The 23171-nt window shown below is 67.5% G+C and carries 22 protein-coding genes; 6 read left to right on the top strand and 16 right to left on the bottom strand.

All coding sequences use genetic code 11. The annotated features are described in order from the left end of the window. The 7 genes from AC3FJ6_RS25375 to AC3FJ6_RS25345 form a co-directional block, all read right to left on the bottom strand. The coding region (locus AC3FJ6_RS25375) for a phospholipase D-like domain-containing protein (protein WP_488774228.1) at positions 1-299 on the bottom strand (299 nt) is incomplete at its 3' end. Continuing rightward, on the bottom strand, positions 296-2944 hold the full coding sequence (locus AC3FJ6_RS25370) for a type VI secretion system Vgr family protein (RefSeq protein WP_488774227.1): 2649 nt from the start codon (positions 2942-2944) through the stop codon (positions 296-298). The genes AC3FJ6_RS25375 and AC3FJ6_RS25370, both read right to left, overlap by 4 nt. Positions 2945-3159: 215 nt before the next feature. Beyond that, positions 3160-3714, bottom strand: coding sequence for a thioredoxin family protein (locus AC3FJ6_RS25365; RefSeq protein ID WP_488774225.1), 555 nt, complete (start codon positions 3712-3714; stop codon positions 3160-3162). A gap of 81 nt (positions 3715-3795) precedes the next feature. After that, on the bottom strand, positions 3796-4215 hold the full coding sequence (locus AC3FJ6_RS25360; protein ID WP_153946867.1) for an organic hydroperoxide resistance protein: 420 nt from the start codon (positions 4213-4215) through the stop codon (positions 3796-3798). A 73-nt stretch (positions 4216-4288) separates the two neighbouring features. Continuing rightward, positions 4289-4900 (bottom strand): copper resistance protein CopQ, encoded by a 612-nt coding sequence (locus tag AC3FJ6_RS25355; protein ID WP_488774224.1) that lies wholly within the window; start codon positions 4898-4900, stop codon positions 4289-4291. A gap of 426 nt (positions 4901-5326) precedes the next feature. Beyond that, positions 5327-6598 (bottom strand): sensor histidine kinase, encoded by a 1272-nt coding sequence (locus AC3FJ6_RS25350; RefSeq protein WP_488774234.1) that lies wholly within the window; start codon positions 6596-6598, stop codon positions 5327-5329. Between the two features lie 29 nt (positions 6599-6627). Beyond that, the gene (locus AC3FJ6_RS25345) at positions 6628-7371 is read right to left on the bottom strand and encodes a response regulator (protein ID WP_153946865.1); all 744 of its coding nucleotides are present in this window, start codon (positions 7369-7371) and stop codon (positions 6628-6630) included. Positions 7372-7601: 230 nt separating this feature from the next. On the opposite strand from AC3FJ6_RS25345, the gene AC3FJ6_RS25340 reads away from it, so the two are divergent. Continuing rightward, entirely contained in the window at positions 7602-9416 is a 1815-nt protein-coding gene (locus tag AC3FJ6_RS25340) for a cytochrome c biogenesis protein DipZ (protein WP_488774223.1), read from the top strand. Here the strand turns inward: AC3FJ6_RS25340 and AC3FJ6_RS25335 are convergent. After that, on the bottom strand, positions 9395-9997 hold the full coding sequence (locus tag AC3FJ6_RS25335) for a DUF2239 family protein (protein ID WP_488774222.1): 603 nt from the start codon (positions 9995-9997) through the stop codon (positions 9395-9397). The genes AC3FJ6_RS25340 and AC3FJ6_RS25335 overlap by 22 nt on opposite strands. A 189-nt stretch (positions 9998-10186) precedes the next feature. On the opposite strand from AC3FJ6_RS25335, the gene AC3FJ6_RS25330 reads away from it, so the two are divergent. After that, positions 10187-10576 carry a hypothetical protein gene (locus tag AC3FJ6_RS25330; RefSeq protein ID WP_488774221.1) on the top strand — a complete coding sequence of 130 codons (390 nt, stop codon included), beginning with the start codon at positions 10187-10189 and terminating at the stop codon, positions 10574-10576. Positions 10577-10583: 7 nt separating this feature from the next. On the opposite strand, the gene AC3FJ6_RS25325 is transcribed toward AC3FJ6_RS25330, so the two are convergent. From AC3FJ6_RS25325 to AC3FJ6_RS25305, 5 genes are read right to left on the bottom strand one after another with little or no spacing between them, the layout of a single operon-like run. Beyond that, entirely contained in the window at positions 10584-11450 is an 867-nt protein-coding gene (locus AC3FJ6_RS25325) for an HpcH/HpaI aldolase/citrate lyase family protein (protein ID WP_488774220.1), read from the bottom strand. A gap of 14 nt (positions 11451-11464) precedes the next feature. Continuing rightward, the gene (locus AC3FJ6_RS25320) at positions 11465-12424 is read right to left on the bottom strand and encodes a tripartite tricarboxylate transporter substrate binding protein (protein ID WP_488774219.1); all 960 of its coding nucleotides are present in this window, start codon (positions 12422-12424) and stop codon (positions 11465-11467) included. A 36-nt stretch (positions 12425-12460) separates the two neighbouring features. After that, positions 12461-13477, bottom strand: coding sequence for a cyclase family protein (locus AC3FJ6_RS25315; RefSeq protein WP_488774233.1), 1017 nt, complete (start codon positions 13475-13477; stop codon positions 12461-12463). Further along, on the bottom strand, positions 13477-14718 hold the full coding sequence (locus AC3FJ6_RS25310) for a CaiB/BaiF CoA transferase family protein (RefSeq protein WP_488774218.1): 1242 nt from the start codon (positions 14716-14718) through the stop codon (positions 13477-13479). The genes AC3FJ6_RS25315 and AC3FJ6_RS25310 overlap by 1 nt, the downstream gene beginning before the upstream one ends. 16 nt (positions 14719-14734) lie before the next feature. Beyond that, positions 14735-15742: a tripartite tricarboxylate transporter substrate binding protein gene (locus AC3FJ6_RS25305; protein ID WP_488774217.1), complete on the bottom strand. Its 1008-nt coding sequence runs from the start codon at positions 15740-15742 to the stop codon at positions 14735-14737. A gap of 125 nt (positions 15743-15867) precedes the next feature. Here AC3FJ6_RS25305 and AC3FJ6_RS25300 point away from each other — a divergent pair, with 125 nt between their 5' ends. Together AC3FJ6_RS25300 and AC3FJ6_RS25295 are read left to right on the top strand one after the other, a co-directional pair. Beyond that, positions 15868-16743, top strand: coding sequence for a LysR family transcriptional regulator (locus AC3FJ6_RS25300; RefSeq protein ID WP_488774216.1), 876 nt, complete (start codon positions 15868-15870; stop codon positions 16741-16743). A gap of 217 nt (positions 16744-16960) precedes the next feature. Continuing rightward, entirely contained in the window at positions 16961-17947 is a 987-nt protein-coding gene (locus AC3FJ6_RS25295; protein WP_488774232.1) for a DUF1254 domain-containing protein, read from the top strand. Between the two features lie 118 nt (positions 17948-18065). Here AC3FJ6_RS25295 and AC3FJ6_RS25290 read toward each other — a convergent pair whose 3' ends face one another. Beyond that, a complete protein-coding gene (locus AC3FJ6_RS25290) occupies positions 18066-18623 on the bottom strand; it encodes a ferritin-like domain-containing protein (protein ID WP_153946856.1) in 558 nt (185 codons plus the stop codon). 445 nt (positions 18624-19068) lie between these two features. Here AC3FJ6_RS25290 and AC3FJ6_RS25285 point away from each other — a divergent pair, with 445 nt between their 5' ends. Continuing rightward, positions 19069-20016: an MBL fold metallo-hydrolase gene (locus AC3FJ6_RS25285; protein ID WP_488774231.1), complete on the top strand. Its 948-nt coding sequence runs from the start codon at positions 19069-19071 to the stop codon at positions 20014-20016. Between the two features lie 72 nt (positions 20017-20088). Then, positions 20089-21000: a bestrophin family protein gene (locus tag AC3FJ6_RS25280; RefSeq protein WP_488774230.1), complete on the top strand. Its 912-nt coding sequence runs from the start codon at positions 20089-20091 to the stop codon at positions 20998-21000. A 69-nt stretch (positions 21001-21069) separates the two neighbouring features. Here AC3FJ6_RS25280 and AC3FJ6_RS25275 read toward each other — a convergent pair whose 3' ends face one another. Continuing rightward, entirely contained in the window at positions 21070-21702 is a 633-nt protein-coding gene (locus AC3FJ6_RS25275; protein ID WP_488774215.1) for a Vgb family protein, read from the bottom strand. Positions 21703-21771: 69 nt separating this feature from the next. Then, positions 21772-22992 carry a helix-turn-helix domain-containing protein gene (locus AC3FJ6_RS25270; protein WP_488774214.1) on the bottom strand — a complete coding sequence of 407 codons (1221 nt, stop codon included), beginning with the start codon at positions 22990-22992 and terminating at the stop codon, positions 21772-21774. Positions 22993-23171 lie beyond the last annotated feature (179 nt).

Below are 23171 nucleotides of genomic sequence, written 5' to 3'. Positions count from 1 at the left end.
CGAACCTTCACGCCTTGGGCGCCCTTGTGCGCCAGCAACTCGCCGATGGTCATGACATCCGCATGGCCGCGCTTGAAGTACATCGAGGGCTGGAAACCCCAGCAGATGATGTCCACCGAACGCCGTGCGGCCAGGATGGCGTCGTAAACCTCGCCGAACGCCTCTTCGCCGTTCACAAGCGGCTTGAACGTGCATTGCGCCGGGTCATATTCCGAACGTTCCACAAACCACTTCAAGGCGATCGTGGCAGTGCGCGTGCGCGACAGCGCAATCGGGGTCGTGATGGGATTCCGACTCATGCTGGCGGCTCCTTGTCGGTGAGGGTGTGGCATATGGCACGATGCTGTGCGCGGTCTTCCGCATCCGCATCGTCGTCGACAGCGCGCTCATGCAGCTGGAAGCCCTGATTGGCTAGTTCTCCGTTCGACATGTCGCCCCGATAGACTTCTGCGACGGGCACGGCGTAGGTACTGCCATTTGCCAAGGCGATCACGTACGACTGCACCTCTGGCCGATGGTCGATAGAGATCAGCGCATCATCATCGATGACGCCGCTCCCCACTGGAGCGCCGTCGGCCAGCACGGTGTATGGCATGCCCACAGGAAGGTTGTGCCGACTGATGGCCGACGCGACTGCGCCCAGCCACAACTTTGTCGGGGGTAGTCCGGTCGGGAGCTGGGCCTCAAGTGGCACGGAAGCGGGGCCGGCTTTGTCCCACGCGGCGCACTTCTCGACGATGTCGCCAGTCGTGCCGTTCTCGATCCGCTCCGGCGTGATGCGAATGTACGAACCGCCTGCGCCGATTAACACCTCTTTGTCGGCGGAGAGAATCAGCTTGCCATCGACACTGGCGATCTTCAGGTCCTTCAGCGCGCTCAGGTGCATCTCGTCGGACTGAGCCTGGATCTCGACCTTTCCCCTGCTGGCGAACAGCCTCATTCCAAGGCGTTGCGCGAACAGTGATATGCCGTTCCCGGCGGCCACCATGAACTGCCTGAGCACACTGATATCTGCGTTTCCCCCCGCAGTAGCAATCAGATTATTGTTGGCAGTCAATTGCAGGTCCTTGCCTGAGACCAACGCCATGCCCGCCGGTGCACTGGCAAGCAGGCCGGCAGCCTTCAGCTGGTCGAGGGTGTCGCCGAGCAGCGCCTTCTGCCGCTCGCAATCAGCGACGAGTGCCTGTGCCGCTCTGGCGGATTCGGCCAGCGCTTCCGTTTGCTGCTGTGCGATCGTCAGCAGCCGCAAGGCAGGTTGCATGTCCAGTTGCGCCCCACCGGCCCCAGGCTGATCGTCCGCCGACAAAAACAGCCCCTTGCCCGCCCGCACCGCGCCCCAGTGCGATGTCCGCAACTCGAACCCCTGCCCCCGCTCCTTCATCTGGCGGTCCACCAGGTACCCGAGATTCAATTGCGACTTGCCGCCGTACTCGGTCGACAGCTTGATCCCCTCGTGCCCTTCCCAGTCCTCAAAGCGCAGCTTGTTGTTGCGCTGCGTCCGGATTACGTTGCGCGATTGCCAGCCGTCCCGGCCGATGATCAGGTCGGGCTTGTGGCTGTTGTGCAGCGCGTGGGCGATATAGGGACGGTTCGGGTTGCCGTCGTGGAAGGCGATGGCGACCTCGGTGCCTTCCAGCAGCGGGAAGTGGAAGCCGGTCTGCACGGCGCCGGCGAACGGCTTGGCCAGCCGCAGCGGTACGCTTTCCTGGCCAGTCGGCCATGCGTCGAAGTCGAGGTCGAAGCGGACGGTGTAATGGCCGTCCTGCGTCAGGTAGGCATATTTGTATTGGCCCGGCGAGGTGACGCGACCGCTCAGCGTGCCGGCGATGCGTGGCCATTTCGTGTCGTCGACCGGCAGACGGAAGCGCCGGTCCGACGGAATCGCCTGATAGGTATTCCGATAAGCCTGATCGCGGGCGCCCGTGTGGATGACTTCGGTAATGACCTGGCCGTTCGGCGCATCGGGCAGCGTCGCATCCATGCGCAGGATGCGCGCCGGGCGCAACGCCAGCACGTTGCTTTCACCCTGATAGACGACCTGGCTGGCGATGGCCGCCTCGTGGCGCAGCAGCGCCTCCCACTTCGCGCCAGCCATATCCAGATGATGGGTGCCGTGGACGTATGGCTCGCCATAAGTTGTCCGATCCTTGTATGCAATGTTGGCGTCGGCCTTGAGCCGCTCGTAGGCGTGCGCGGGGTTGTAGTCCGATGCCAGGACCGATCTGGCGACGGTTCTCGTATGGGTAAGAATCGCAAAGACGGCTTCGGTGCCCGACTCCAGCCCGGCCGTCTCCCGATAGGGCACCCGCAGTTCCGGCTGATAGATGTAGTGGTCGATGTCGTCCCCGAACACCACAATTTCGCCAAATTTTCCCGGCGCGAAGTAGCAATACATGCCTTCCTGCTCCATCAGCAGGCGCACGTAGTCCCAATCGGACATCTGGTACTGCAGGCGGAACTTGTGCTCGGGATACTCGCGCCGTAGCCGAAAAGCGAATTGATGGCCTTCCAGGTCGTGGCTGCGCAGGATCGCCTCGATGATCTGCGGTGCGGTCTTGTGCTGATAGACACGGCTGCGCGGCGTCAGCCGCAGGCGCGTCACCAGCGGCTCCACGACCATCTCGTAACCATGGAAGTCGCGCGTCTGACGAGTCTTCGAGAACGCCGGAATCCATCCCGCAAAGCGGCGCGGCTCGCTGCCATCGCCGGGGTCGATGACGAAGGTGGCTGGACGATTCAGGTAGTCGGCACGGTCCAGTTCCAGCGGATGGGTCAGCTGGACGGTGACCTCGTAAGGCTTGCCGAGTGTCTCGACGGCCTTGAACGAGACCACCGACAGGGCGATGGCGGTGGGCGCAGCGGGGACTTCGAGGCGGTAGGACTGGCGGCCTGGCATCGTTGCCGGTAGACCGTCCGCAGACCCAAGCAAGTGTTTATCGATCATCGGTTCGCGTCACGCACTGTTTGCTGTGCGACGCACGCTACACCGACTTTCTGCCGACAAAGCTACCGATTTCGCGGTGATCTAATCCGACGCAACCGCACGCAGAATTCGTCGGATTGCGATTTACGCGCAAATGAAAAGGGCCCTGCGAAGCAAGGCCCTTTCCGGGTTCCGAGACAGGCTCGGACGCTGATTCCTTCACGACGACTGCGCGCTCACCCAGGCTGTGCCGCCTTGCGTTCCGCCAGCAGTTTCTGGATGGCCGCCTCGGTTTCCTTGTAGCGGCCTTCGCCGTAGTGCTGGTAGACGATGCGGCCATTGGCGTCGATCAGGTAGAGCGCGGGCCAGTACTGGTTGCGATAGGCCGACCATGTGCCGTACATGTTGTCCTGCGCCACCGGGTAGCGGATGTCGTACCGCTTCAGCGCCGCCTGTACGTTCGCGGTCGATTTTTCGAACGGGAATTCCGGCGTGTGCACGCCGACCACCACTAGCCCCTGGTCCTTGTACTTGTCGTACCACTGTTTCACATACGGCAGCGTGTTCACGCAGTTGCCGCAGGCGTACGTCCAGAAGTCGACCAGCACCACCTTGCCACGCAGTTGCTGCATCGTGAGTGGCTCGGAATTCAGCCAGTTGTTGATGCCCACGAATTCGGGGGCGGCGCCCTGGTCGCCAACCTTTGGAATTTCGGCGATGGCGCCGGTGCCGAAGGTATAGATGGCCGCGATGCCGATGGCGGCGAGCATGGCGCGGATGACGTTACGCATGATTCAGGGGCCTCTGTCCGGAAGATGCTCGCCCCGCGTCCGCAGGGCGGACGTCGGGGCGATGGCGCGATGGGGCACTGGTCAGACCAGTTCGGTTTCGATATGGATGTTGCCGTGCAGGGCCTTCGAGTACGGGCAGGTGCGGTGGGCGGTGTCCACCAGCGCCTGCGCCACCTCGCGCTCGATGCCGGGGATATGCACGCGTAGCCGGGCCTGCAGCAGGTACTCCGCACCGGCCGTGCCAAGGTCCACTTCGGCATCGACCGACAGGTCTTCCGGCAGCTTGATCTTCTGCTTGCCGGCGGCCAGGCCGATGGCGCCGATGAAGCAGGCAGACCAGCCGGCGGCCAGCAGCTGCTCGGGGTTGGTGCCGTTGCCCTTGCTGCCCGGCGACGACAGGTCGATGTCGAGTTTGCCGTCGTCGCTGCGGGCCGATCCGTTGCGGCCGCCGGACGTGATGTGGACCTTGCCGGTGTACAGGACGTTTTCGATGCGGGTCATGGTGGATTCCTTGTCTTGTTCAGTGGTTGGTTGTGGTAAAGCGGATTCGATGGCGACGGTGCGTGGGCCGGGCTCAGGCGTAGGCGCCATCCAGGTACGGATCGACGCTGCGTGCCGGATCGGCCGACACGCCGGTGCGGTCCATGCCGGCCACCGTGCGGGCGCCTTCGTAGTACGGGTCGAGCGTGCGGGCGCCGTCATAGAACGGGCTACGCTGGTCTTGCACCGAGCGGGCGCCGTCCAGGTACGGATCGGCCGAGCGGGCCGGCGGGGCTGACACGCCGGTGCGATCCAGGCCGGCTACCGTATGGGCGCCGTCGTAGTAGGGGCTGCGCGGTTCCTGCACCGAATGGGCACCGTCGGTGTACGGGCTGCGCTGGTCCTGTACCGAACGCGCGCCGTCGCTGAACGGATCGGCCGAGCGGAACGACAGGCTTGCCACCGTGCGGGCGCCGTCGGTGTACGGGCTGCGCGATTCCTGCACCGTGCGGGCGCCTTCGGTGTACGGGTCGCGGGCGTCGGCGGCCGAGCGGGCGCCTTCGCTGAACACGTCGCGTGCACCCTGTACGGCGCGGGCGCCGTCGGCGTACACATCGCGGGCCCCGACAACGGAAGCCTGTGCGCCAGCAGCGGCGGCAACCAGGGCAACGGCGAGAACAAGGCGCTTGGTGAGGTTCTTGGACATGATGGTTTCCTTTTCAGTGGTATGCGGTCGATTCGGTGGATGCCGTGGCAGCGTTTTCGCTGTCGTTTGTGCGTCGCGCTGCCATGGACCGTATTTAAGGCGGCCCACGTATCGCGCCCGTAGCGAATTGGCGGCCGTTGTGTCAGGGCACGTATCGTCGCGGCGGCCTGATACAAAGCCGTACAAAAAGCAAGGAAGCCTGCGGGGAGGCGAGCACTACGGGGAGGGGAAGAACCGCGGAGGTGCGCCTTGCGGCACGCCCCTCTCCCGGGAGGGAGGGAGAAAGAGAGATGTTGGAGGGGGAGGGCGGCAAGGCGCTGCTGGCCTGCCCGGTGCGATTTGGATCGCTCGCCCTATCCCTGGACCCTTCTCCGCCGACGGGAGAGGGGAGCAAACCGAATCGCTGGAGACTATCGCAAGACAGCCTCAGCCAAGCCGGATTTCGGCAGCCAGGCCGCCGCCTTCGCGATTGCGCAGCGTCAGCGAGCCGCCGATGGCCGCCGCGAGCTGGTGGGCGATGGCCAGGCCCAGGCCGGTGCCGCCGGTCTCGCGGTTGCGCGAGCCCTCCAGGCGGACAAACGGCTGCAAGACGGCTTCGAGCTTGTCTTCGGGGATGCCGGGGCCCCGGTCCATGATCGATATGATCACGGCGTCACGTTCGCGGTGGACGCCCACTTCGGCCGCCCCGCCGCCATATTTGATGGCGTTGTCGATCAGGTTGGTCAGCACGCGCCGCAGCGCATTGCGGCGCGTCACGATGGCGCCGCCGGCGTTCTCGCCGATCGACACGTCCTTGCCGGTGTCCTGGTAGTCGTAGACCAGGCTTTCGACAAACGACCCCAGGTCGATCTTCGACGCCTCCTCGCCGTCGCCGCCCGAACTGCGCGCGTACGCCAGCCCTTCGCGCACCAGCGTCTGGATTTCCGCCAGGTCGTTGACCAGCTTGCGCTTTTCCTCGGAATCCTCGGCCAGCTCCGCGCGCAGCTTCATCCGCGTGATGGGGGTCTGCAGGTCATGCGAGATGGCGGCGAGGATCTGCACGCGCTCCTCGACAAATTGCGCGATGCGGTCGCGCATGGCATTGAACGCCCGCGCCGCCTGCGCCAATTCCGTGGGCCCGTGCTCGTCCAGCGGCTGCGACCGGGTATTCGGGTTGAGCGCGTCGGCGGCGTCGGCCAGCGCCACCAGCGGGCGGATCGACAGGCGCACGGCGAACCAGCAGCACAGGATCAGCAGCAGCAACTGCAGCACCAGCACATAGGGCAGCCACTGGGCGATGGGCGTCATGCGCGGGTGCACGTCGATGGTCAGCGGGCTGCCGTCGCTCAGCGTCAGATGCGCCTGCAGCTGCTTGCCGTCCCCCGGAATCGACTCCACCGTGACCGGATAGTGCGTGCCGGTGGCTTCCATGATCCGCTCGGCGATGTCGCGCCCGCGCTGGGTCATCTCCGGCACCCCCGGCGATCCTGGCCCCAGGATGTACTGGTAGTTGCCACGGTTCACGCGCGGCAGCCACTGCGGGCGCTCGGCGGCGGGAATCCGGTCCAGGATCGCCACCGACGTCGCCACGTCGGTCTCCAGCGTGCCCAGCATGACCTGCCGCGCCGACATGTACCGCTCCGAAAACAGCACGGCAAACGACATCAGGTGCGCGACGATCATGCCCGCCAGCAGGATCAGGAACAGGCGCGATCCCATGGTATGGGGCCAGCGCCAGCGGTGAGTGCTCACTGACGTGCCTCCGTAATCTCCACGGGCATCGAGAACACATAGCCCTCGCTGCGCACCGTCTTGATATAGGCCGGCTCACGCGCGTCGTCCTTCAGGCGCTGGCGCAGGCGGCTGACCAGCAGGTCCACCGACCGCTCGAACATGTCGGCTTCGCGGCCCTGCGTCAGGTTCAGCAGCTGGTCGCGGTTCAGCACGCGCTGCGGGTGGTCCACGAAGACGCGCAGCAGCCGATATTCCGCCCCGCTCAGCGCGACGATGGTGCCTTCGTTGTCGATCAGGTGGCGCGCGGTGGTGTCCAGCTGCCAGTCGCCGAAGGCCAGCATCTGCCCGGCCTCGGTGATCTGCAGGTTGGGCGGCAGCATCCGGGTGCGGCGCAGCACGGCCTTGATGCGCGCCAGCAGCTCGCGCGCGGCGAACGGCTTGGTCAGGTAGTCGTCGGCGCCCATTTCCAGGCCGATGATGCGGTCGGTCTCGTCGTCGCGGGCGGTCAGCATCAGGATCGGCGTGGTCTTGTGCTTGCCCGCGCGCAGTTCGCGGCACAGCACCAGGCCATCGTCACCCGGCAGCATCACGTCCAGCACGATCAGGTCGACCGTGTTGCCGTCCAGGAACTGGCGCATGTGGCGGCCGTCCGGCGCCATGGTCACCCGCAGGCCATTCTTGGTCAGGTAAGTGGATACCAACTCACGGATCTCCCGGTCGTCATCGACGATCAGGACATGGTCGACATGCGATTCCATCAGCTTCACCCCTGGGCAATCTATTTTTAGGAAAAATGTGAACAATCAGTCCGTTGGCGGCATTGTATGGGCGCGGGCGCCGTCGCGTGTATCGCAATGTATCTGGCGGCAGCCGGCCCACAAAGCCATACAACTTTGCCGGTTGGCGACACATTTACGGTAGATCACGGGCGTCTCATTGGGGCATGCCAGATGGCTGGCCTCTCATCCTTGCCGAAAGGAACCCGACCATGACGCTGCTGATCCTTGCCTACCTGGGTGGTGCCCTGACCATCCTGAGCCCGTGCATCCTGCCCGTGCTGCCGTTCGTGCTGAGCGGCAGCGGCCAGCCGTTCCTGCGCGGGCGGCTCCCGATGCTGGCCGGCATGGCGCTGACCTTTGCGGCGGTGGCCACGCTGGCGTCGGTGGGCGGCGCCTGGGCGGTGCGCGCCAACGAATACGGCCGCCATGCCGCGCTCGTCCTGCTGGCGATGTTCGGGGTGTCGCTGCTGGTGCCCCGCCTGGCCGATGCGCTGACGCGGCCCGTGGTGGCGCTGGGCAACCGGCTGGCCGGCGATGGCACGGCCGGCGCCGCGTCGCCGTGGGCATCGCTGCTGCTCGGGGTGGCCACGGGCATGCTGTGGGCACCCTGTGCCGGCCCCATCCTGGGCATCGTGCTGACCACGGCCGCACTGCAGGGCGCCAGCGTGCAAAGCTCGCTGCTGCTGGTGGCATACGCGGCCGGTGCGGCCACGTCGCTGGCCGCCGCGCTTGGGCTGGGCGGCCGCCTGTTCGCGGCGATGAAGCGGTCGATGGGGACCGGCGAATGGCTGCGTCGCGGCCTGGGCATGGGCGTGCTGGGCGGCGTGGCCGCCATCGCCATCGGCGCCGATACCGGCTTCCTGGCGCGGCTGTCCATCGGCAGCCCGGCCCGGCTGGAACAGGCATTGATCGACCGGCTGCACAACGCATCGGCGCCGGCCCCGCAGGCCAGCCACGAAGATGCGTCCACGACCGCTGCCGCAGGCAACGCCGGCGCCAGCGCGGGCATGCTGCTGGCCGCCAACGACACCGGTTACGGCTTCGGCAGCCGCCTGCCGGCCGAAGGCCAGTTGCCGCCGCTCGATGGCGCGGTCCAGTGGTTCAACACGCCGAACGGTGCGCCCATCACGCGCCAGCAGTTGCAAGGCAAGGTCACGCTGGTCTATTTCTGGACGTACTCGTGCATCAACTGCATCCGCACGCTGCCCTACCTGCGCGCCTGGGCTGACAAGTATCCGGGCCTGCAGGTCATCGGCGTGCACACGCCCGAGTTCGCCTTCGAGAAGAAGCCGGACAACGTGCGCCGTGCCATCGGCGACTTCCGGATCGGCTTTCCGGTGGCCGTGGACAGCGACTACGCCATCTGGCGCGCCTTCCACAACAACTACTGGCCGGCGGCGTATTTTGTCGATGCGCGCGGCACTATCCGCCACCACCAGTTCGGCGAAGGCGACTACGCCCAATCCGAGCGCGTGATCCAGACCCTGCTGGCCGAGGCCGGCCAGCCGTCTGCGTCGCGCGATGTGGTGGTGCCCGATGCCACGGGCGCGCAGGCCGCGCCCGACCTGCGCAACGTCCGCTCCGGCGAGACCTATGTGGGCTACAACCAGGCGTCGAACTTCGCTTCGCCGGGCGGCATCCGTGCGGATGCACCGCGCAATTACGCCGTGGACGGCAAGCTGCGCCTGAACCAGTGGGGGCTGGCCGGCCAATGGACGGTCGGACCGGAATTCGCCACCGTGGAACGCGCCGACGGCAGCATCCGCTACCGCTTCCAGGCCCGCGACCTGCACCTGGTGCTGGGGCCCGCCGCCAACGGACGCGCCGTGCGCTTCGTGGTGACCATCGACGGCAAGGCGCCGGGCGACAGCCATGGCGCCGATATCGACGCCAACGGCAACGGGGCGATCACCGCCACGCGGCTCTACCAGCTGGTGCGCCAGGCCGGCGAAGTGGGCGAACACACGTTCGAGATCCGCTTCCTCGACCCGGGTGCCCAGGCCTACGCGTTCACGTTCGGCTGATCGTCGCCGAAGGCCGGCGCGGCCAGCTTGCGGGCGTGGTCGCGCAGGTCGGCGGGCCACGCCTGGGACAGCGCCACGAAGCGGTCCCGGTCGCCGCCGTACAGCGCGCGGGATGCCTCCTCGTAGCCGGGCTGGTTGCCGAGCATCGTCGACATGAACCGGTCCGCCGCGGCCTTGGCACGGCCGGCGGCCAAACCGGCGTCGGCCCCCTGGCCCTTGCGCGCGGCGTCCACCAGCTTGCGCAGCGTCACCGACGCCCCGCCCGGCTGCTCGCCCAGCCATTCCCAATGGCGCGGCAGCAGCGTGACCTCACGCGCCACGACCCCCAGCTTCGGCCGCCCCGCGCCCTTCCTGGCCGGGCCGTCATCGGCAGCCGGCGGCGCCAGCCGTGCGGCAATGTCGGCATCGCTGCCGCGCAGGTCGAAATCCAGCTGCCGGCCCGTGGTATCGCCAAACGCCAGAATCGATTGATGCGGATCGGCACGCAGGGCGGCCGCCACGGCCAGCGCCACGTCCACCGGCTTGCCGGACGCCAGCCGCCGCTCGCCAGCAAAGGCGGTACAAGATTCGTTGTCTTCCATGGGGTCTCCCGACGCCGTTGTGATGGGAGTCGATATTACCCGGATAATATCCAGGCAGTCAATTACATCCGGGTAATATTTTTCTTGCGGGAAGGATGGGGGGGCCAACGCGTGGCGTTTTGACCCGGGGCGCCGCGCATGGCAGCATCGCGGGGCAGATTTTCCAGACCACTTCTTATGAAACCTTCAATGATCGGAATCCGGCCACTGCTGATCGCGGCGATCGTCAGCCCGCTGCTGGCGGCCTGCGCCAGCGGCAGCTCTGTGGAATACCTTGAATCGCAGGACGGCAAGCCGTTCCATTCCGACGCCAGCGTGGGCGACATCGTCGTCTGCCTGAAGCAGAAGCTCGGCGACGACGCGAACGTGCTGGCCTATCCCGAACCGGGCAAGGTCGACGTGCGCGTGGGCTACGGCCACCGGGCCGACGCCGGCTACTCGTACCTCATCAACCTGCGCGCCGCCCGCCAGGGCACCGACGTAGAAATCCGCAGCGCCGGAGACTTTCGGCCGATGCTGAGCCAGGGGCGCGTGACGGGCTACATCAAGAACTGCCAGCCGGGCACCCCGGCGCGGTAAGCGCGCTTCAGCCGGCCCAGCCCATGGTCCGCGCCTGGGCCAGCACGGCGCGGGCGCGCTCCACGAACGGCCGGTCCACCATCTTGCCGTCGACCAGATAGGCGCCCACGCCGCTCGCGTCGGCCTCGTCGGCGGCAGCCACGATCCGCTGCGCGGCGTCGATTTCGGCGGCGGTCGGCTGGAAGACTTCGTTGGCCAGCGCGATCTGGCTCGGATGGATGCAGCTCTTGCCCAGATACCCGAGCCGGCGCGCCAGTTCGGCCTCGGCACGGTAGCCATCGGCATCCTTGACGTCCGCGAAGGCCGCGTCATAGGCAAACACGCCGGCTTCGGCGGCGGCCATGCGCATCTGATACATGGTCTGCGCCACGGCCAGTGTTTCGCGCCGATGGATGCCTGCCGGCTCGAACAGGTCGGCATAGCCCAGCTGCAGGCCCGCCACGCGCGGATCGGCGGCGGCCAGTTCATGCGCGCGGCGCAGCCCGCGCGGCGATTCGATATTGAGCAGCAGCTTCACCGGCGTGGTCACGCCGTTGGCGGCCTCGGCCAGCGCCACCGCCTTGGCCGCCAGGTGCACCTGCTCGACGTCTTCCACCTTGGGCACGTTGACCAGATGCAGCCCGTTGCGTACCACGGCGGCAATATCCGGCGCGAAGTGGGCGGTGTCCGGCGCGTTCACGCGCACGATCAGCGTCTTGCCCGATGCGGCCGTGCGGCCCGACGCCAGCAGGTCCTGCAGCGTGGCGCGGGCCTCGGCCTTGCGCGGCTCGGCCACGGCGTCTTCCAGGTCGAACGACAGCGCGTCGGCCGCGCTGGCCAGCGCCTTGTCGAACAGCTCCGGGCGCGATCCCGGTACAAACAGTTTGCTGCGCATGATCGCCCTCATCTTCATTCCGCCCGGATGCTGCGCTGCTTGACCAGCGCCCCCCAGCGCACGGCCTCGCCCTGCACGAACTTGCCGAACTGCTGCGGCGAGTTGCCCACCGGCTCCAGCCCCATCTGGCGCAACTTGTCCTGCACTTGCGGGTCGGCCACGGCGCCCTGCACTTCCTTCGCCAGCCGCGCCACCACCTCTGGGGGCGTGCCCCTGGGCACCCACACGCCATTCCACTCCAGCACCTCGAAATCGGGCAGGCCGCTTTCGGCCAGCGTCGGCACATCGGGCAGCCCCGGGTTGCGCTTGAGCGACGTCACCGCCAGCGCCTTGAGCTTGCCGCCTTTCGCATAGTTGAGCGTGGATGCCACGTTGCCGAAGTACGCCGACACCTGGTTGCCCATCACGTCGGTCAGTGCCGGCGCACCACCCTTGTACGGCACGTGCAACAGGTCGATGCCGGCCTTGGCGTTGAGCAGTTCGCCGGCCAGGTGCGACCCGCTGCCCGAGCCGGCCGACGCGAACGTCAGCTTGCCGGGGTTGGCCTTGGCATAGGCGATGAATTCCTTGACCGTCCGGTACGGCGCGTTGGGCGGTACCACGAGGATGTTGGCCGCCGTGGCCACCAGCGAGATCGGCACCAGATCCTTGAGCGGATCGAACGACATCCTGCGCAGGCTCGGATTCACCGCGAACGCCGATGCGTCGTACAGCACCGTGTAGCCGTCGGGCGTGGCCTTGGCCACCGCTTCCTCGCCGATCACGCCGGCCGCGCCGGGGCGGTTGTCGATCACCACCTGCTGACCCATCGACGCGCTCATGCGCTGCGCGATCACACGCGCGGTGTTGTCGGCGCCGCCACCGGCGGAGTACGGCACGATCATGCGGATCGGGCGGTCGGGATAGGCTGCGGCGGCCAGCAGCGGCGCGCAGGCGGCCACTGCGACCAGCAGTTTGCGGCAGGTCGAATGCATGGATGGGTCTCCTGATGTCGTGAAGTCGTGCGGTCGTCAGACCGTGGCCATCGGGTTGGCCGGCGATCCCACCGCGCGCGGCAGGTGCATCGGCGGGGCGGTCAGCAGGAACGAGGCCCGCCCCGCCTGGTGCAGCCATGCGGCCAGTGGCGTCAGGTGCCACATCTCGCCCAGCGGGATGCCCAGCTTGACCAGGCAGAGTTCGTGCAGCGGCAGCAGCGGCCCGGTGGTGCCGGGCGGCAGTGCGTGGCGGCGCTCCTCCACCGCGTGGTTGTCGGCGGCGATGGCGGCGATGCCCGCTTCGTCGATCCAGCGCAGCAGCCGTGCGTCGGTGCCGTCCAGCACCGCGCAGGCATGCCGCAGCCCCGCATGATCGTCGGCCGCGGAGAGTTGCAGCGCCATGTCGGCCAGCCCGGTATGCACGCAGAGGATGTCGCCGCGCTGCACGTCCACGCCATCCGCCTCGATCACGCGCATCAGGTCGTCATAGCCCACCGCGCGCCGCGCCGGGCCGAAATGCCGGTGCAGGTCCACCAGCGTGCCGCGCCCCTGGATGCCGCGCGCCGCCATCGGGGCCACCGACAGCGCCTGCGCGCCGATGAACGTGCCATCGGCCGCGCTGCCGCTGCCCACCGAGTAGCCGTTGTACCCCACCGTTTCGGCCTGGCCGTCGCCATCGGCATCGAACAGGCAGTTCACATGGCCCAGCGCGTCCCACTGCGTGGAATATTGCGGCGACAGCGTGACGTGGTCGTCGCTGATCACGTCGGTGGCGCCCGGCACATCGCCCGCCATCGGGCGATTGAACACGCGCTGGCCGTCCTTCTCGGAGGGATGCAGCACGGGCGGGCGCCGGCGCGGATTCAGCACGCCGGCACGCGGCACGTCGAGCGGCAGGCTCAGCGAGAACGTCAGCCCCTGGCGCACTTCGCGCACGGCGGCCAGCACCTGCGCGGGGCCGATCAGGTTGAGCCGGCCAAGCTGGTCGTCGGGACCGAAGTCGCCCCAGTTGGATCCTTGCGGACGCTGCTTCCAGCGCGGGTTCGCCGCCATCATTGGTCCTTGCCGGCGTCGCCGGCATCGATCACCACGCCGGCCGCCTGCAGTGCGGCGATACGGGCGTCATCCAGCCCGGCCGCGCGCAGGGCTTCGACCGAATGCTCGCCCAGCGCCGGTGCCGCGCGCCGGAAGGCGCCCGGCGTGCCGCCCAGGCGCGGCGAGATGTTGTGAACCGGAATCTGGCCCATCTCGGCGTCGGGAATCTCCACCACGATGTCGCGTGCATGGAAGTGCGGGTCGTGCTCGATGTCGGAGATGTCGTAGATCGGCCCAATCGTCACGCCGGCCTTGTCGAAGAACGCCACGCAATCGGGCTGGGTCATCGTGCCCAGGAATTCGCCGATGATGCCGTCCAGCAGCGCGGCGTGCTTCACGCGTTCGGCATTGGTGGCGAAACGCGGATCGGTAATCAGCGCCGGCCGGCCGATGGCGCGGAACAGCCGTTCGGTCATGGCCTGCGTGGACGCCGACAGGCACACCCATTTGCCATCGGCGGTCTGGTAGGCATTGCGCGGCGCGCTGTTGGTGGACCGGCTGCCGGTGCGCGGCTTGACCTTGCCGGTCAGCCGGTAGTTGGCCGCCTGCGCGCCCAGGATGGCGAAGATCGGGTCGAGCAGCGGCAGGTCGATCACCTGGCCCACGCCGCCGCGCACTTCCACGTTGCGCACGGCGCTGAGCACGCCGATGGCGCCGTACAGGCCGGCGGTCATGTCGCCCAGGTAGATCGGCGGCAGCACCGGCTCGCGATCGGCAAAGCCGTTCATCGACGCAAACCCCGACATGCCTTCGACCAGCGTGCCGAAGCCGGGACGATGCGAATACGGGCCGTCCTGGCCCCAACCCGATACGCGCACGATCACCAGCCTGGGGTTGCGCGCCATCAGCACGTCGGGGCCCAGGCCCATGGTTTCGAGCGTGCCCGGCTTGAAGCTTTCGACGAACACGTCGGCGTGAGACACGAGATCCAGAATCACGCCGATGGCGCCTTCGGCCCGGAAGTTCAGGCACAGGCTGCGCTTGTTGCGGCAGTAGGCCTTCCAGGCGGTGGACACATCCTTGACCTTCCAGTCGCGCAGCGTGTCGCCGCTGGCCGGTTCCACCTTCAGCACATCGGCGCCCAGGTCGGCCAGCGCCATCGTCAGCGTGTTGCCCGCCACCAGGCGGGAGAGATCGAGGATGCGGATGCCGTCGAGCGGTCCGGTGGCGTCGGGCGCCAAGGCTTGCTGCCTGAACATGGGAAGACTCTGTGAATTATTCGGCGGTGATGTTGCGGGCCTTGGCCACCTGCTTCCAGCGCGCGCTGTCGCGGCGGATATGCTCGGCGAACTGGGGCGCGGTCATCGCGGATGGCTCGGCCCCTTCGCGCGAGAAGATTTCGCGCATTTCGGGCGTGGCGATGATGTCGCGGATCTCTGCGTTGAGCTTGTCCACCAGCGGCTGCGGCGTGCCAGCCGGCGCGAACACGCCCCACCAGAGTTCGGCGGCATAGTTCGGCACGGTCTCGGCCACCGACGGCCACTGCGGCGCAAAGCGCGAGCGCGCCGGCGACGTCACGGCCAGCGCGCGCACCTTGCCGCCCTTGACCTGCGTGGCCACCGACGGGAAGCTGGCGATCACGAACTGCACCTGCCCGGCAATCAGGTCGGTCAGCGCATTCGAGATGCCCTTGTACGGCACGTGCGTAAACTCGATACCGGCGTCGCCGGCCAGCAGTTCGCTGGACATCTGGTTGATCGATCCGATACCGGCCGACCCGTAGTTGATCGCACCCTTTTCCTTCTTCGCGGCGGCAATCAGGTCGGCCACGGTCTTGTATGGCGACTTGTCGGACACGGCCAGCACCATCGGGCCGCTGGCCAGCATCGCCACGGGCGCGAAGCTCCTGTTCACGTCGTAGCTGGTCTTCGGCTGCACGGCGGCATTGGCGGTCAACGTGGACGACGTCACCAGCAGCGTCGCACCGTCGGGCGCGGAGCGCGCCACGAATTCGGCCCCGATGGCGCCGCCCGCGCCCGGCTTGTTGTCGACGATGGCCGTGATGCCGAGCTTCTTCGACAGCTTCTCGCTGACCAGGCGCGCAAACACGTCGTTGCTGCCGCTGGGCGGGAACGGCACCACCATGCGGATCGTCTTCGGCACCACCGGCTCGGCCGCCTGCGCGGCGGCCGGGGCAAGCGCGGCGCCGGCCATGCCCAGGGCGACGGTGGATGCGGTGGAAAAAGCGGCGGCAAGGGTGCGCAGGCGCGGACGGTGCGGCATCACGGCGTTGTCTCCAGATATTGTGCGGTGCGGCACCTGTCGATCGGCGCCGTCTGCCAAGCATCGTAGCCATGCCGTCGATTGAGATAAAGTGACGTTTTTAAACCTATCGGTGAGAAAAACTCATGAAGGTCGAGTGCTTCCAGACGCTGGCGGCGGTCCTGCGCTGCGGCAGCTTCGCCGGCGCGGCGGCCGAGATGAGCCTGTCGCCCAGCGCGGTCAGCCTGCAGATGAAACAGCTGGAGACCTACTTCGGCCAGCCGCTGTTCGACCGCTCTGCCTTGCAGGTGCGGCCCACGCCGTTCGCGCTGGAGGTCAGCGCCACGCTGGACGGCGCGATGCATGCAATGGAGTCGCTGCGCCGCCGCTCCGCGCCCGTGGTGGAGGGCAAGGTCACGCTGGGCATCATCGAACCGATGCAGGTGACGCTGCTGCCGCCGTTCACGGCGCTGGTGCGCGAGCGTTATCCCAACCTGGACGTGCGGCTGGAACGCGGCCGCTCCACCGCGCTCGTGGACGCGCTGCGCTCTGGCACCATCGACGCCGCCGTGGTGGCCCAGCCGGAATCGGGCGCCTCGGCCCGGGTGCGCTGGGCACCGCTGTTCCGCGAACCGTGCGTGCTGGTGGCACCTCTGGATTCGGCGGGCCGCACCGCGAAGGCGCTGCTGAAGGCCTACGAGTGGATCCGCTTCGATACATCGACCATTGCCGGGTCGGTGGCCGCGGATTTCGTGCGCCGCACGGCGCCCGACGCGCGCTCGCGCATCGAGCTGCTGTCGATTCCGGCCATCGTGGCCATGGCGTCGCGCGGGCTGGGCGTGTCCGTGCTGCCTCAGCCCGACCCTTATCTGCTTGAGGCATTTCCGGTGCGCGTCATGACGCTGGGCGACACGCCACCTTCGCGGCAGATCTCGTTCGTGTCACGCGTGGCGCCGGCCGAGGACCGCGTCATCGCCGCACTGCTCGACACCCTGCGTAGCGCCGCGGCCGGAAAGGTCTGAGCGCGGGCGCGCCAGGCCGCCTCCGGGTCAGTTAAACGGTTTCGACGCGCGATCTGACTCATTTCGCAAGGTGCTTCCACAGGGGTTGCCTTGCGGCATACTGGCCCGCGATGTGGCCCTCCGGCCACGCTTCCTTGACAAAGGTGAGCCCGTGGAAAAGACGCAGATCGTCAAAGTGGTCAACGCCATCGCGGTGGCGGCCGTTGCAGGTGCCGGCATGGCCCATGCGCAGGACAAACCCGGCGTCGAAGGCACCCCGGTGCCGGTCACCGCCGACAACTTCGTGCGCGCCGAATCGGACATGTACCTGGCCGGCCTGGCAAAGCAGGGCGGCGTGGGCAAGCTGCTGCACCGGCGCGAACCCGCGTCGATCGACCACCAGACCGTGATCCGCCTGAACCGCGACACGCTCTATTCGTCCGGCGTGTTTGACCTCGACGCAGGCCCGGTGACCATCACCATGCCCAATCCGGGCAAGCGGTTCATGTCGATGCAGGTCATCAACGAAGACCACTACGTGCCGGCCGTGTACTACGGCGCTGGCAAGCATGTGCTGACGCGCGAGAACGTGGGCACGCGCTACGTGGTGGTGGGCATCCGCACCCTGGTGGACCCCGCCAGCCCCGACGACATCAAACAGGTCCACGCGCTGCAGGACGCCATCCAGGTCAGCCAGAAGGCGCCGGGCACGCTGCAGTTGCCGGACTGGGACGCCGCCAGCCAGAAGAAGGTGCGCGACGCCATCCTGGTGCTGCAGTCCACCCTGCCCGACTTCAAGGGCGCCTTCGGCAAGAAGGGCGAGGTCGATCCCGTCCGGCACCTGCTCGGCACGGCCGCGGGCTGGGGCGGCAATCCCGACAAGGACGCCACCTACCTGAATGTGACGCCGCCGAAGAACGACGGCAAGACCGTCTACCGGCTGCATGTGAAGGACGTGCCGGTGGATGGCTTCTGGTCGGTCAGCGTCTACAACGCCAAGGGCTACTTCGAGAAGAACCCGGCCGGCGCCTATACGCTGAACAACCTCACGGCAAAGCGGGATGCGGACGGCGGCATCACGATCCAGTTCGGCGGCTGCGAGGCCAATACGGCCAACTGCCTGCCTATCGTGGACGGATGGAACTACACGGTGCGGATGTACCGTCCGCGCCATGATGTGCTCAGCGGCCGGTACCAGTTCCCGGCGCCGCAGCCGGTGAACTGAACCCTGGCGGCCGGCTGGCGGCCACGCAACAAGGCAAGAGGGGGCGTGCAGACACGCCCCCTTTTCTATGGGCATTCCCGCCGGCATCGGCGCCCGCCAAGGCGCCGCCGGCCAGTGCCTAGTGTTTGCTGTCGTCTTCGGGATGCGACGACAGCAAATCAAGCATCTCGTCCGCGTGTTCTTCCTCGACGGCCAGGATGCTCTCCATCAGCCGGCGCGACGTGGGGTCTTTCTGGCCGATGTACTGCACGATCTCGCGATAGGTGTCGATGGCGATCCGTTCGGCCACCAGGTTTTCCTTGATCATGTCGGTGAGTGACGTGCCTTCCACATATTCGGCGTGGCTGCGCGACGCCAGCCCATCGGGCGACAGGTCGGGCTCCCCGCCCAGTTGCACGATGCGCTCGGCGATCTGGTCGGCATGGCCCTGCTCTTCGTTGGAGTGCGCCAGGAATTCTTCCGCCACGCTCTTCGAATTCGGCCCCTTGGCCATGAAGTAATGGCGGCGATAACGCAGCGTGCACACGATCTCCGTGGCCAGCGCCTCGTTCAGCAGCTTGATCACGGTGTCGCGTTCCGCATCGTACCCAGCGGTCACCGCGCCGTCGTCGATGTGTTGGCGGGCACGCTCGCGAATGGTCTTGATGTCCGTCAGGAACGGTTGCTTGTCAGACATGAGGGGACTCCTTCGTCATCGTTCGAATGGTCCCGCGCCCCGCTGCGTGCGGGGGCGGCTTTTACTGCTGAGGCAAAATCGGTGCCATTCCGCCCAGCCCTGATACGGCTGGGGTCCTGCAGCCTGCCGCCCGTGTGTTTTTTACAAAGGCCGGGCACCGGCGCTTGCAAACTCCCGTTGCCATCCCACGTAGCCGCCCCCGCCCGTCGTCAGCCAAAAGGCTTACCCCCACTACCGCAAGGCCCAACTTGCCGCTGCCCGGCAATCCGCGTAGTGTGACGATTTGCGTACATCTGCAACACATTGCGGATGCCAAACCTCGTTCACTCGGAGAACTACGATGGAATCGCGCCGCCTGCCCCGCGCCCGCATGTCCCCTTCCCCGCTGTCTTCGCTGCTGTCCCGCCTGTCGGCTGCCGCTACCGCCACCGCCGTGGCCGCCGTGATGGCCACGGCGCTGCCGCTGGCGGCCAGCGACGCCCATGCCGCCCCGCCCGCCCAGCAGAAGACGCAGGTGCCGGGCTACTACCGCATGATGGTGGGACAGCTTGAAGTCACCGCGCTCTACGACGGCTATATCGATCTGGACCCCAAGGTGCTGAAGTACACCAGCGCGCGCGAGGTACAGAGCCTGCTGGCGCGCATGTTCGTGGCATCGACACCCGGCATGCAGACGGCCGTCAATGCCTATCTGGTCAACACCGGCACGCACCTGGTGCTGGTGGATACCGGCGCGGCCGCCTGCTTCGGCCCGACGCTGGGCGGCATCGTGCAGAACCTGCGTGCGTCCGGCTACACCCCGGAACAGGTGGACACGGTGCTGCTGACCCACCTGCATGGCGACCACGCCTGCGGCCTGACGGCCGACGGCAAGCCCGTGTTCCCGAACGCCACGGTCTACGCCGACAAGGCCGATGCCGACTACTGGCTCAGCGAATCGGCGGCGGTCAGCGCCCCCGAAGGCGCCCGGCCGTTGTTCGGCATGGCGCGCGATGCCGTGGCGCCGTACCAGGCCGCCAACCATTTCCGCACCTTCAACGCCATCGCCGGCGAGGAACCGATCCCCGGCGTGCGGGCCGTGCCCACGCGCGGCCACACGCCGGGCCATACCGGCTATCTGTTCGCAGCGGGCAAGGAAAACCTGCTGCTGTGGGGCGATATCGTCCACAGCCACGCCACGCAGTTCCGCCGCCCGAACATCGCCATCGAGTTCGACGTGGACAGCCACCAGGCCGTGCTGACGCGCCAGCGCGTGCTGGCCGATGCGGCAAAGGACAAGCTGTGGGTGGGGGGCGCGCACCTGCCGTTCCCGGGGCTGGGGCATGTGCGGCGCGATCAGGTCGGCTATACCTGGGTACCCGTGGAATTCGGGCCGATCCGCAGCGATCGCTGAACGCCACACCCCTCTGTCGGCCGGCGCGCCGGCGTGCGAACATGGCACCTTTGCCCCGATGTCCGCACGCCGATGATTACCCGCCCGCCGCTTCACTGGTTCAGGATGCTGTTCGTGCTGCGGGGGTCGGTCCTGCCCAGGATTGCCCCGCAGCTCGTCACTATCACGTTGTTCGCCGCGGTCATCACGTTCTTTCACGGGCGGATCGGCGAATGGAAAGTGTCGCTGAATTTCGTGCCGTTCTCGCTGATCGGCCTGACGCTGGCCATCTTCCTGGGCTTTCGCAACAGCACCAGCTACGCGCGCTTCTGGGAAGGCCGCACGCTATGGGGCAGCGTGCTCAACGAATCGCGCTCGCTGACCCGCCAGGCGCTGACGCTGGTGGCCGACCAGCACGACGCGCGGCGGCTGGCGTACCGGCTCTGCGCCTTCGTGCACGCCTTGCGCCACCAGTTGCGCGGCACCGACGCCTGGCCGGACGTGGCCCCGTTCCTCGACGAGGCCGATGCCGCGCGGCTGAAGGCGGCGAAGTTCAAGCCGGCAATCGTGCTGCTGATGGCTGGCGAATGGGTTGGCGAGCGGCTCCGCGCGGGCCAGCTGGCGCCGGCGCTGGCCCAGCCGATGGAGATGTCGCTGAACCAGCTCAGCACCGCGCTGGGCGGCTGCGAACGGCTGGCCGGCACGCCGATTCCGTTCACGTACTCGGTCATCATCCACCGCTGCATCTATCTCTATTGCGTGCTGCTGCCGTTCGGGCTGCTCGACTCGATCGGCCTGATGACGCCGGTCATCGTCTGCTTCATCGCCTATACGTTCTTCGCGCTCGAAGCCTTGAGCGCAGAGATCGAGGAACCGTTCGGCGAGGAACCCAACGACCTGGCCCTGACCGCGATGTCCTACATGATCGAATCCACGGTGCTGGAAATGATTGGCGAGACGCCCAAAAGCGCCGCGCCGTCGCCGCACGACTTCATTCAGGTCTGACGCCCCCGGCACCGATCCCGACTGGCTATCCCCTCCCGCAGGGCGGGAGAGGCGTTGGGGGTTAGGTGCTTACCTCGGCCGCTTCACCGCGCGCACCTTGCCGCTGTCGCCGCCACCGCAATAGAAGCGGTCACCGCCATCCGACTCCAGACCCGACACGGCCATGCCGGCCGGCATCTCCACCGCTTCGAGCACCTTGCCAGATTGCGGATCCACATGGCGCAGTTCGCTCTGGTCGTTCTCCCACGTGCCGTGCCAGAGCTGGCCATCGACCCACGTCACGCCGGTAACAAAGCGGCTCGATTCGATGGTGCGGCGAATCGCGCCGGTGCCGGGATCGATCTCGTGGATCTTGCGGTCACGATACTGGCCCACCCAGAGCGACCCTTCGGCCCAGGCCAGCCCCGAGTCATTGCCGTTTCCCGGCGCCGGAATCGTTGCCACCACCGCCCCGGTCTGCGGATCGATCTTCTGGATGCGGCGCTCGGCAATCTGGAACAGATACCGGCCATCGAACGCCGTGCCGGCATGCGCGGGCACGCTGATCGCGTGCCCGGCCTTGCCGGTGGCGGGGTCGAGCGCCAGCAGCCGGTCGCCCACGGCGAACCAGACCTGCTTGCCGTCGTACGTCAGGCCGTGGACATGATCGACACCCGGGAAGGGACCGTACTCCTGGACAATCTCTGCGGCAATACGCTTCATGATGATTTCCTTTGGACGTTTGCAAGCGGCGCATGGCTGCGCGCCTGCGTGGTGGATCTGGAAACCATGCTACGCGCCGGGCAGCGGCGGCGGGAGTAACAAGGCCGTCGCGAATCCGGCCATCGGCGGCGTCATCCAGCGGCGCGTGCGGCCGCCGCCCACAGGCTGGACCTTGCCCGCCCCGGCCAGCACGTCGAGCGCCCGCTGCACCGTGCGCTGGCTGGTGCCCAGTGCCAGCGCCAGTGCCGAACTCGACCACGATTCGCCATCGGCCAGACACGCCAGCACCGCCGCGTGGGCTTGCTCGACAGGATGCGTCATCACCACGATCTCGACCCCCGCAGGCGGTAGCAGCGCAAACCCTTGCGGCGTCGCGTGAATGCGCGCCAGTTCGCCCAGGGCCTTGCGCAGCCGTCCGATTTCCACGCGCAGGCGTGCGCGGTGCGTGTCGTCGGGGTGTCGCATGCGGAAGGCCGTGGCGATCAGCGCGTCGCGCGGCACGTCGCCGGGCCACGCCTGCGCCAGCGCGCGGGCCAGCGCAAACAGCACCGGCCGCCGCGCCAGCGGCACGACGGCGCAGCGCTGCCGCACGGCCATGCGGCAGGCATCGACGATCAGGGCACCGGACGCAAACCAGGCTTCCACCGCATCGAGCCGCAATGGCTGTTCCGTGCCCCGCGCCAGCAGACGTGCCACCGGCGCGCGCAGCGTGTCCAGGGCGCCATCGACTTCCGCCATCAGCGCGGGAATGCCGGCCTGCCGCGCCGCGATGCCGGCACGCTGCAAGGCATCGCGCGCAGGCGTGAACGACACGCGACGCATGGCGATGCCGGCCGCCACCAGTTCGTGCGCTGCGCGCAGGGCGGGCGGCAACGGTGCGGGATCGATCGTGGCGATGGTCTGCTCGGCATCGTCGAGCTGGCCGGTAAGCAGGTGATGCCGCGCGATCAGGTAGCGCGCATGCGCGGCGTTGAGCGTGTCGCCATGGGTGTCGAGCACGCGCCAGGCAGTATCCAGCGCCCTGGCGGGCCAGCCAAGGTCGCGCGAGACCAGCGCGATCTCGGCTTCGGCCACGGTGCAGCGGGCCCGCGCGATATGTTCCCGGGGGCCAAAGGCGCGCGCCGCGCCGCGCAACAGCGCGCGGGCACGCGTGAAATCGCCCAGCTGCGACATGGCAATGCCGCGCAGGGCCAGCGCGGAGGCGTCATCGCGCAGGGCGATGCGGTTCAGCGCGCCAAGCGGGTCGCCGGCCGCCAGCGCGCGCGCCGCCGCCGTGATCAGTGAGTCCATGGGAATCCCGCCACACCGGTTACTCCCCATGCCGGGAGCCGGCGCCTAATCTAGCACACGACCCTCGCCGATGATGGGCACCTGACGACACCCGCCTCGACCATCATTGCGGCGACATGGCGCATACGCGGCCGTGGCGCGCGGGCGCATCCCCGGCAGTGCGGCAATGCAGCAGGCGT

The sequence above is a fragment of the Cupriavidus sp. 94F1 genome, from assembly GCF_057798875.1.
Note: the sequence above shows the minus strand (reverse complement) of the source record. Positions and strands in the feature narration are given on the sequence as shown.

Excerpts from the sequence above, each read along its gene's own strand:
- AC3FJ6_RS25370 (WP_488774227.1), bottom strand. The coding sequence starts at position 2,944 with ATGATCGATAAACACTTGCTTGGGTCTGCGGACGGTCTACCGGCAACG.
- AC3FJ6_RS25365 (WP_488774225.1), bottom strand. The coding sequence starts at position 3,714 with ATGCGTAACGTCATCCGCGCCATGCTCGCCGCCATCGGCATCGCGGCC.
- AC3FJ6_RS25360 (WP_153946867.1), bottom strand. The coding sequence starts at position 4,215 with ATGACCCGCATCGAAAACGTCCTGTACACCGGCAAGGTCCACATCACG.
- AC3FJ6_RS25355 (WP_488774224.1), bottom strand. The coding sequence starts at position 4,900 with ATGTCCAAGAACCTCACCAAGCGCCTTGTTCTCGCCGTTGCCCTGGTT.
- AC3FJ6_RS25350 (WP_488774234.1), bottom strand. The coding sequence starts at position 6,598 with ATGGGATCGCGCCTGTTCCTGATCCTGCTGGCGGGCATGATCGTCGCG.
- AC3FJ6_RS25345 (WP_153946865.1), bottom strand. The coding sequence starts at position 7,371 with ATGGAATCGCATGTCGACCATGTCCTGATCGTCGATGACGACCGGGAG.
- AC3FJ6_RS25340 (WP_488774223.1), top strand. The coding sequence starts at position 7,602 with ATGACGCTGCTGATCCTTGCCTACCTGGGTGGTGCCCTGACCATCCTG.
- AC3FJ6_RS25335 (WP_488774222.1), bottom strand. The coding sequence starts at position 9,997 with ATGGAAGACAACGAATCTTGTACCGCCTTTGCTGGCGAGCGGCGGCTG.
- AC3FJ6_RS25330 (WP_488774221.1), top strand. The coding sequence starts at position 10,187 with ATGATCGGAATCCGGCCACTGCTGATCGCGGCGATCGTCAGCCCGCTG.
- AC3FJ6_RS25325 (WP_488774220.1), bottom strand. The coding sequence starts at position 11,450 with ATGCGCAGCAAACTGTTTGTACCGGGATCGCGCCCGGAGCTGTTCGAC.
- AC3FJ6_RS25320 (WP_488774219.1), bottom strand. The coding sequence starts at position 12,424 with ATGCATTCGACCTGCCGCAAACTGCTGGTCGCAGTGGCCGCCTGCGCG.
- AC3FJ6_RS25315 (WP_488774233.1), bottom strand. The coding sequence starts at position 13,477 with ATGGCGGCGAACCCGCGCTGGAAGCAGCGTCCGCAAGGATCCAACTGG.
- AC3FJ6_RS25310 (WP_488774218.1), bottom strand. The coding sequence starts at position 14,718 with ATGTTCAGGCAGCAAGCCTTGGCGCCCGACGCCACCGGACCGCTCGAC.
- AC3FJ6_RS25305 (WP_488774217.1), bottom strand. The coding sequence starts at position 15,742 with ATGCCGCACCGTCCGCGCCTGCGCACCCTTGCCGCCGCTTTTTCCACC.
- AC3FJ6_RS25300 (WP_488774216.1), top strand. The coding sequence starts at position 15,868 with ATGAAGGTCGAGTGCTTCCAGACGCTGGCGGCGGTCCTGCGCTGCGGC.
- AC3FJ6_RS25295 (WP_488774232.1), top strand. The coding sequence starts at position 16,961 with ATGGCCCATGCGCAGGACAAACCCGGCGTCGAAGGCACCCCGGTGCCG.
- AC3FJ6_RS25290 (WP_153946856.1), bottom strand. The coding sequence starts at position 18,623 with ATGTCTGACAAGCAACCGTTCCTGACGGACATCAAGACCATTCGCGAG.
- AC3FJ6_RS25285 (WP_488774231.1), top strand. The coding sequence starts at position 19,069 with ATGGCCACGGCGCTGCCGCTGGCGGCCAGCGACGCCCATGCCGCCCCG.
- AC3FJ6_RS25280 (WP_488774230.1), top strand. The coding sequence starts at position 20,089 with ATGATTACCCGCCCGCCGCTTCACTGGTTCAGGATGCTGTTCGTGCTG.
- AC3FJ6_RS25275 (WP_488774215.1), bottom strand. The coding sequence starts at position 21,702 with ATGAAGCGTATTGCCGCAGAGATTGTCCAGGAGTACGGTCCCTTCCCG.
- AC3FJ6_RS25270 (WP_488774214.1), bottom strand. The coding sequence starts at position 22,992 with ATGGACTCACTGATCACGGCGGCGGCGCGCGCGCTGGCGGCCGGCGAC.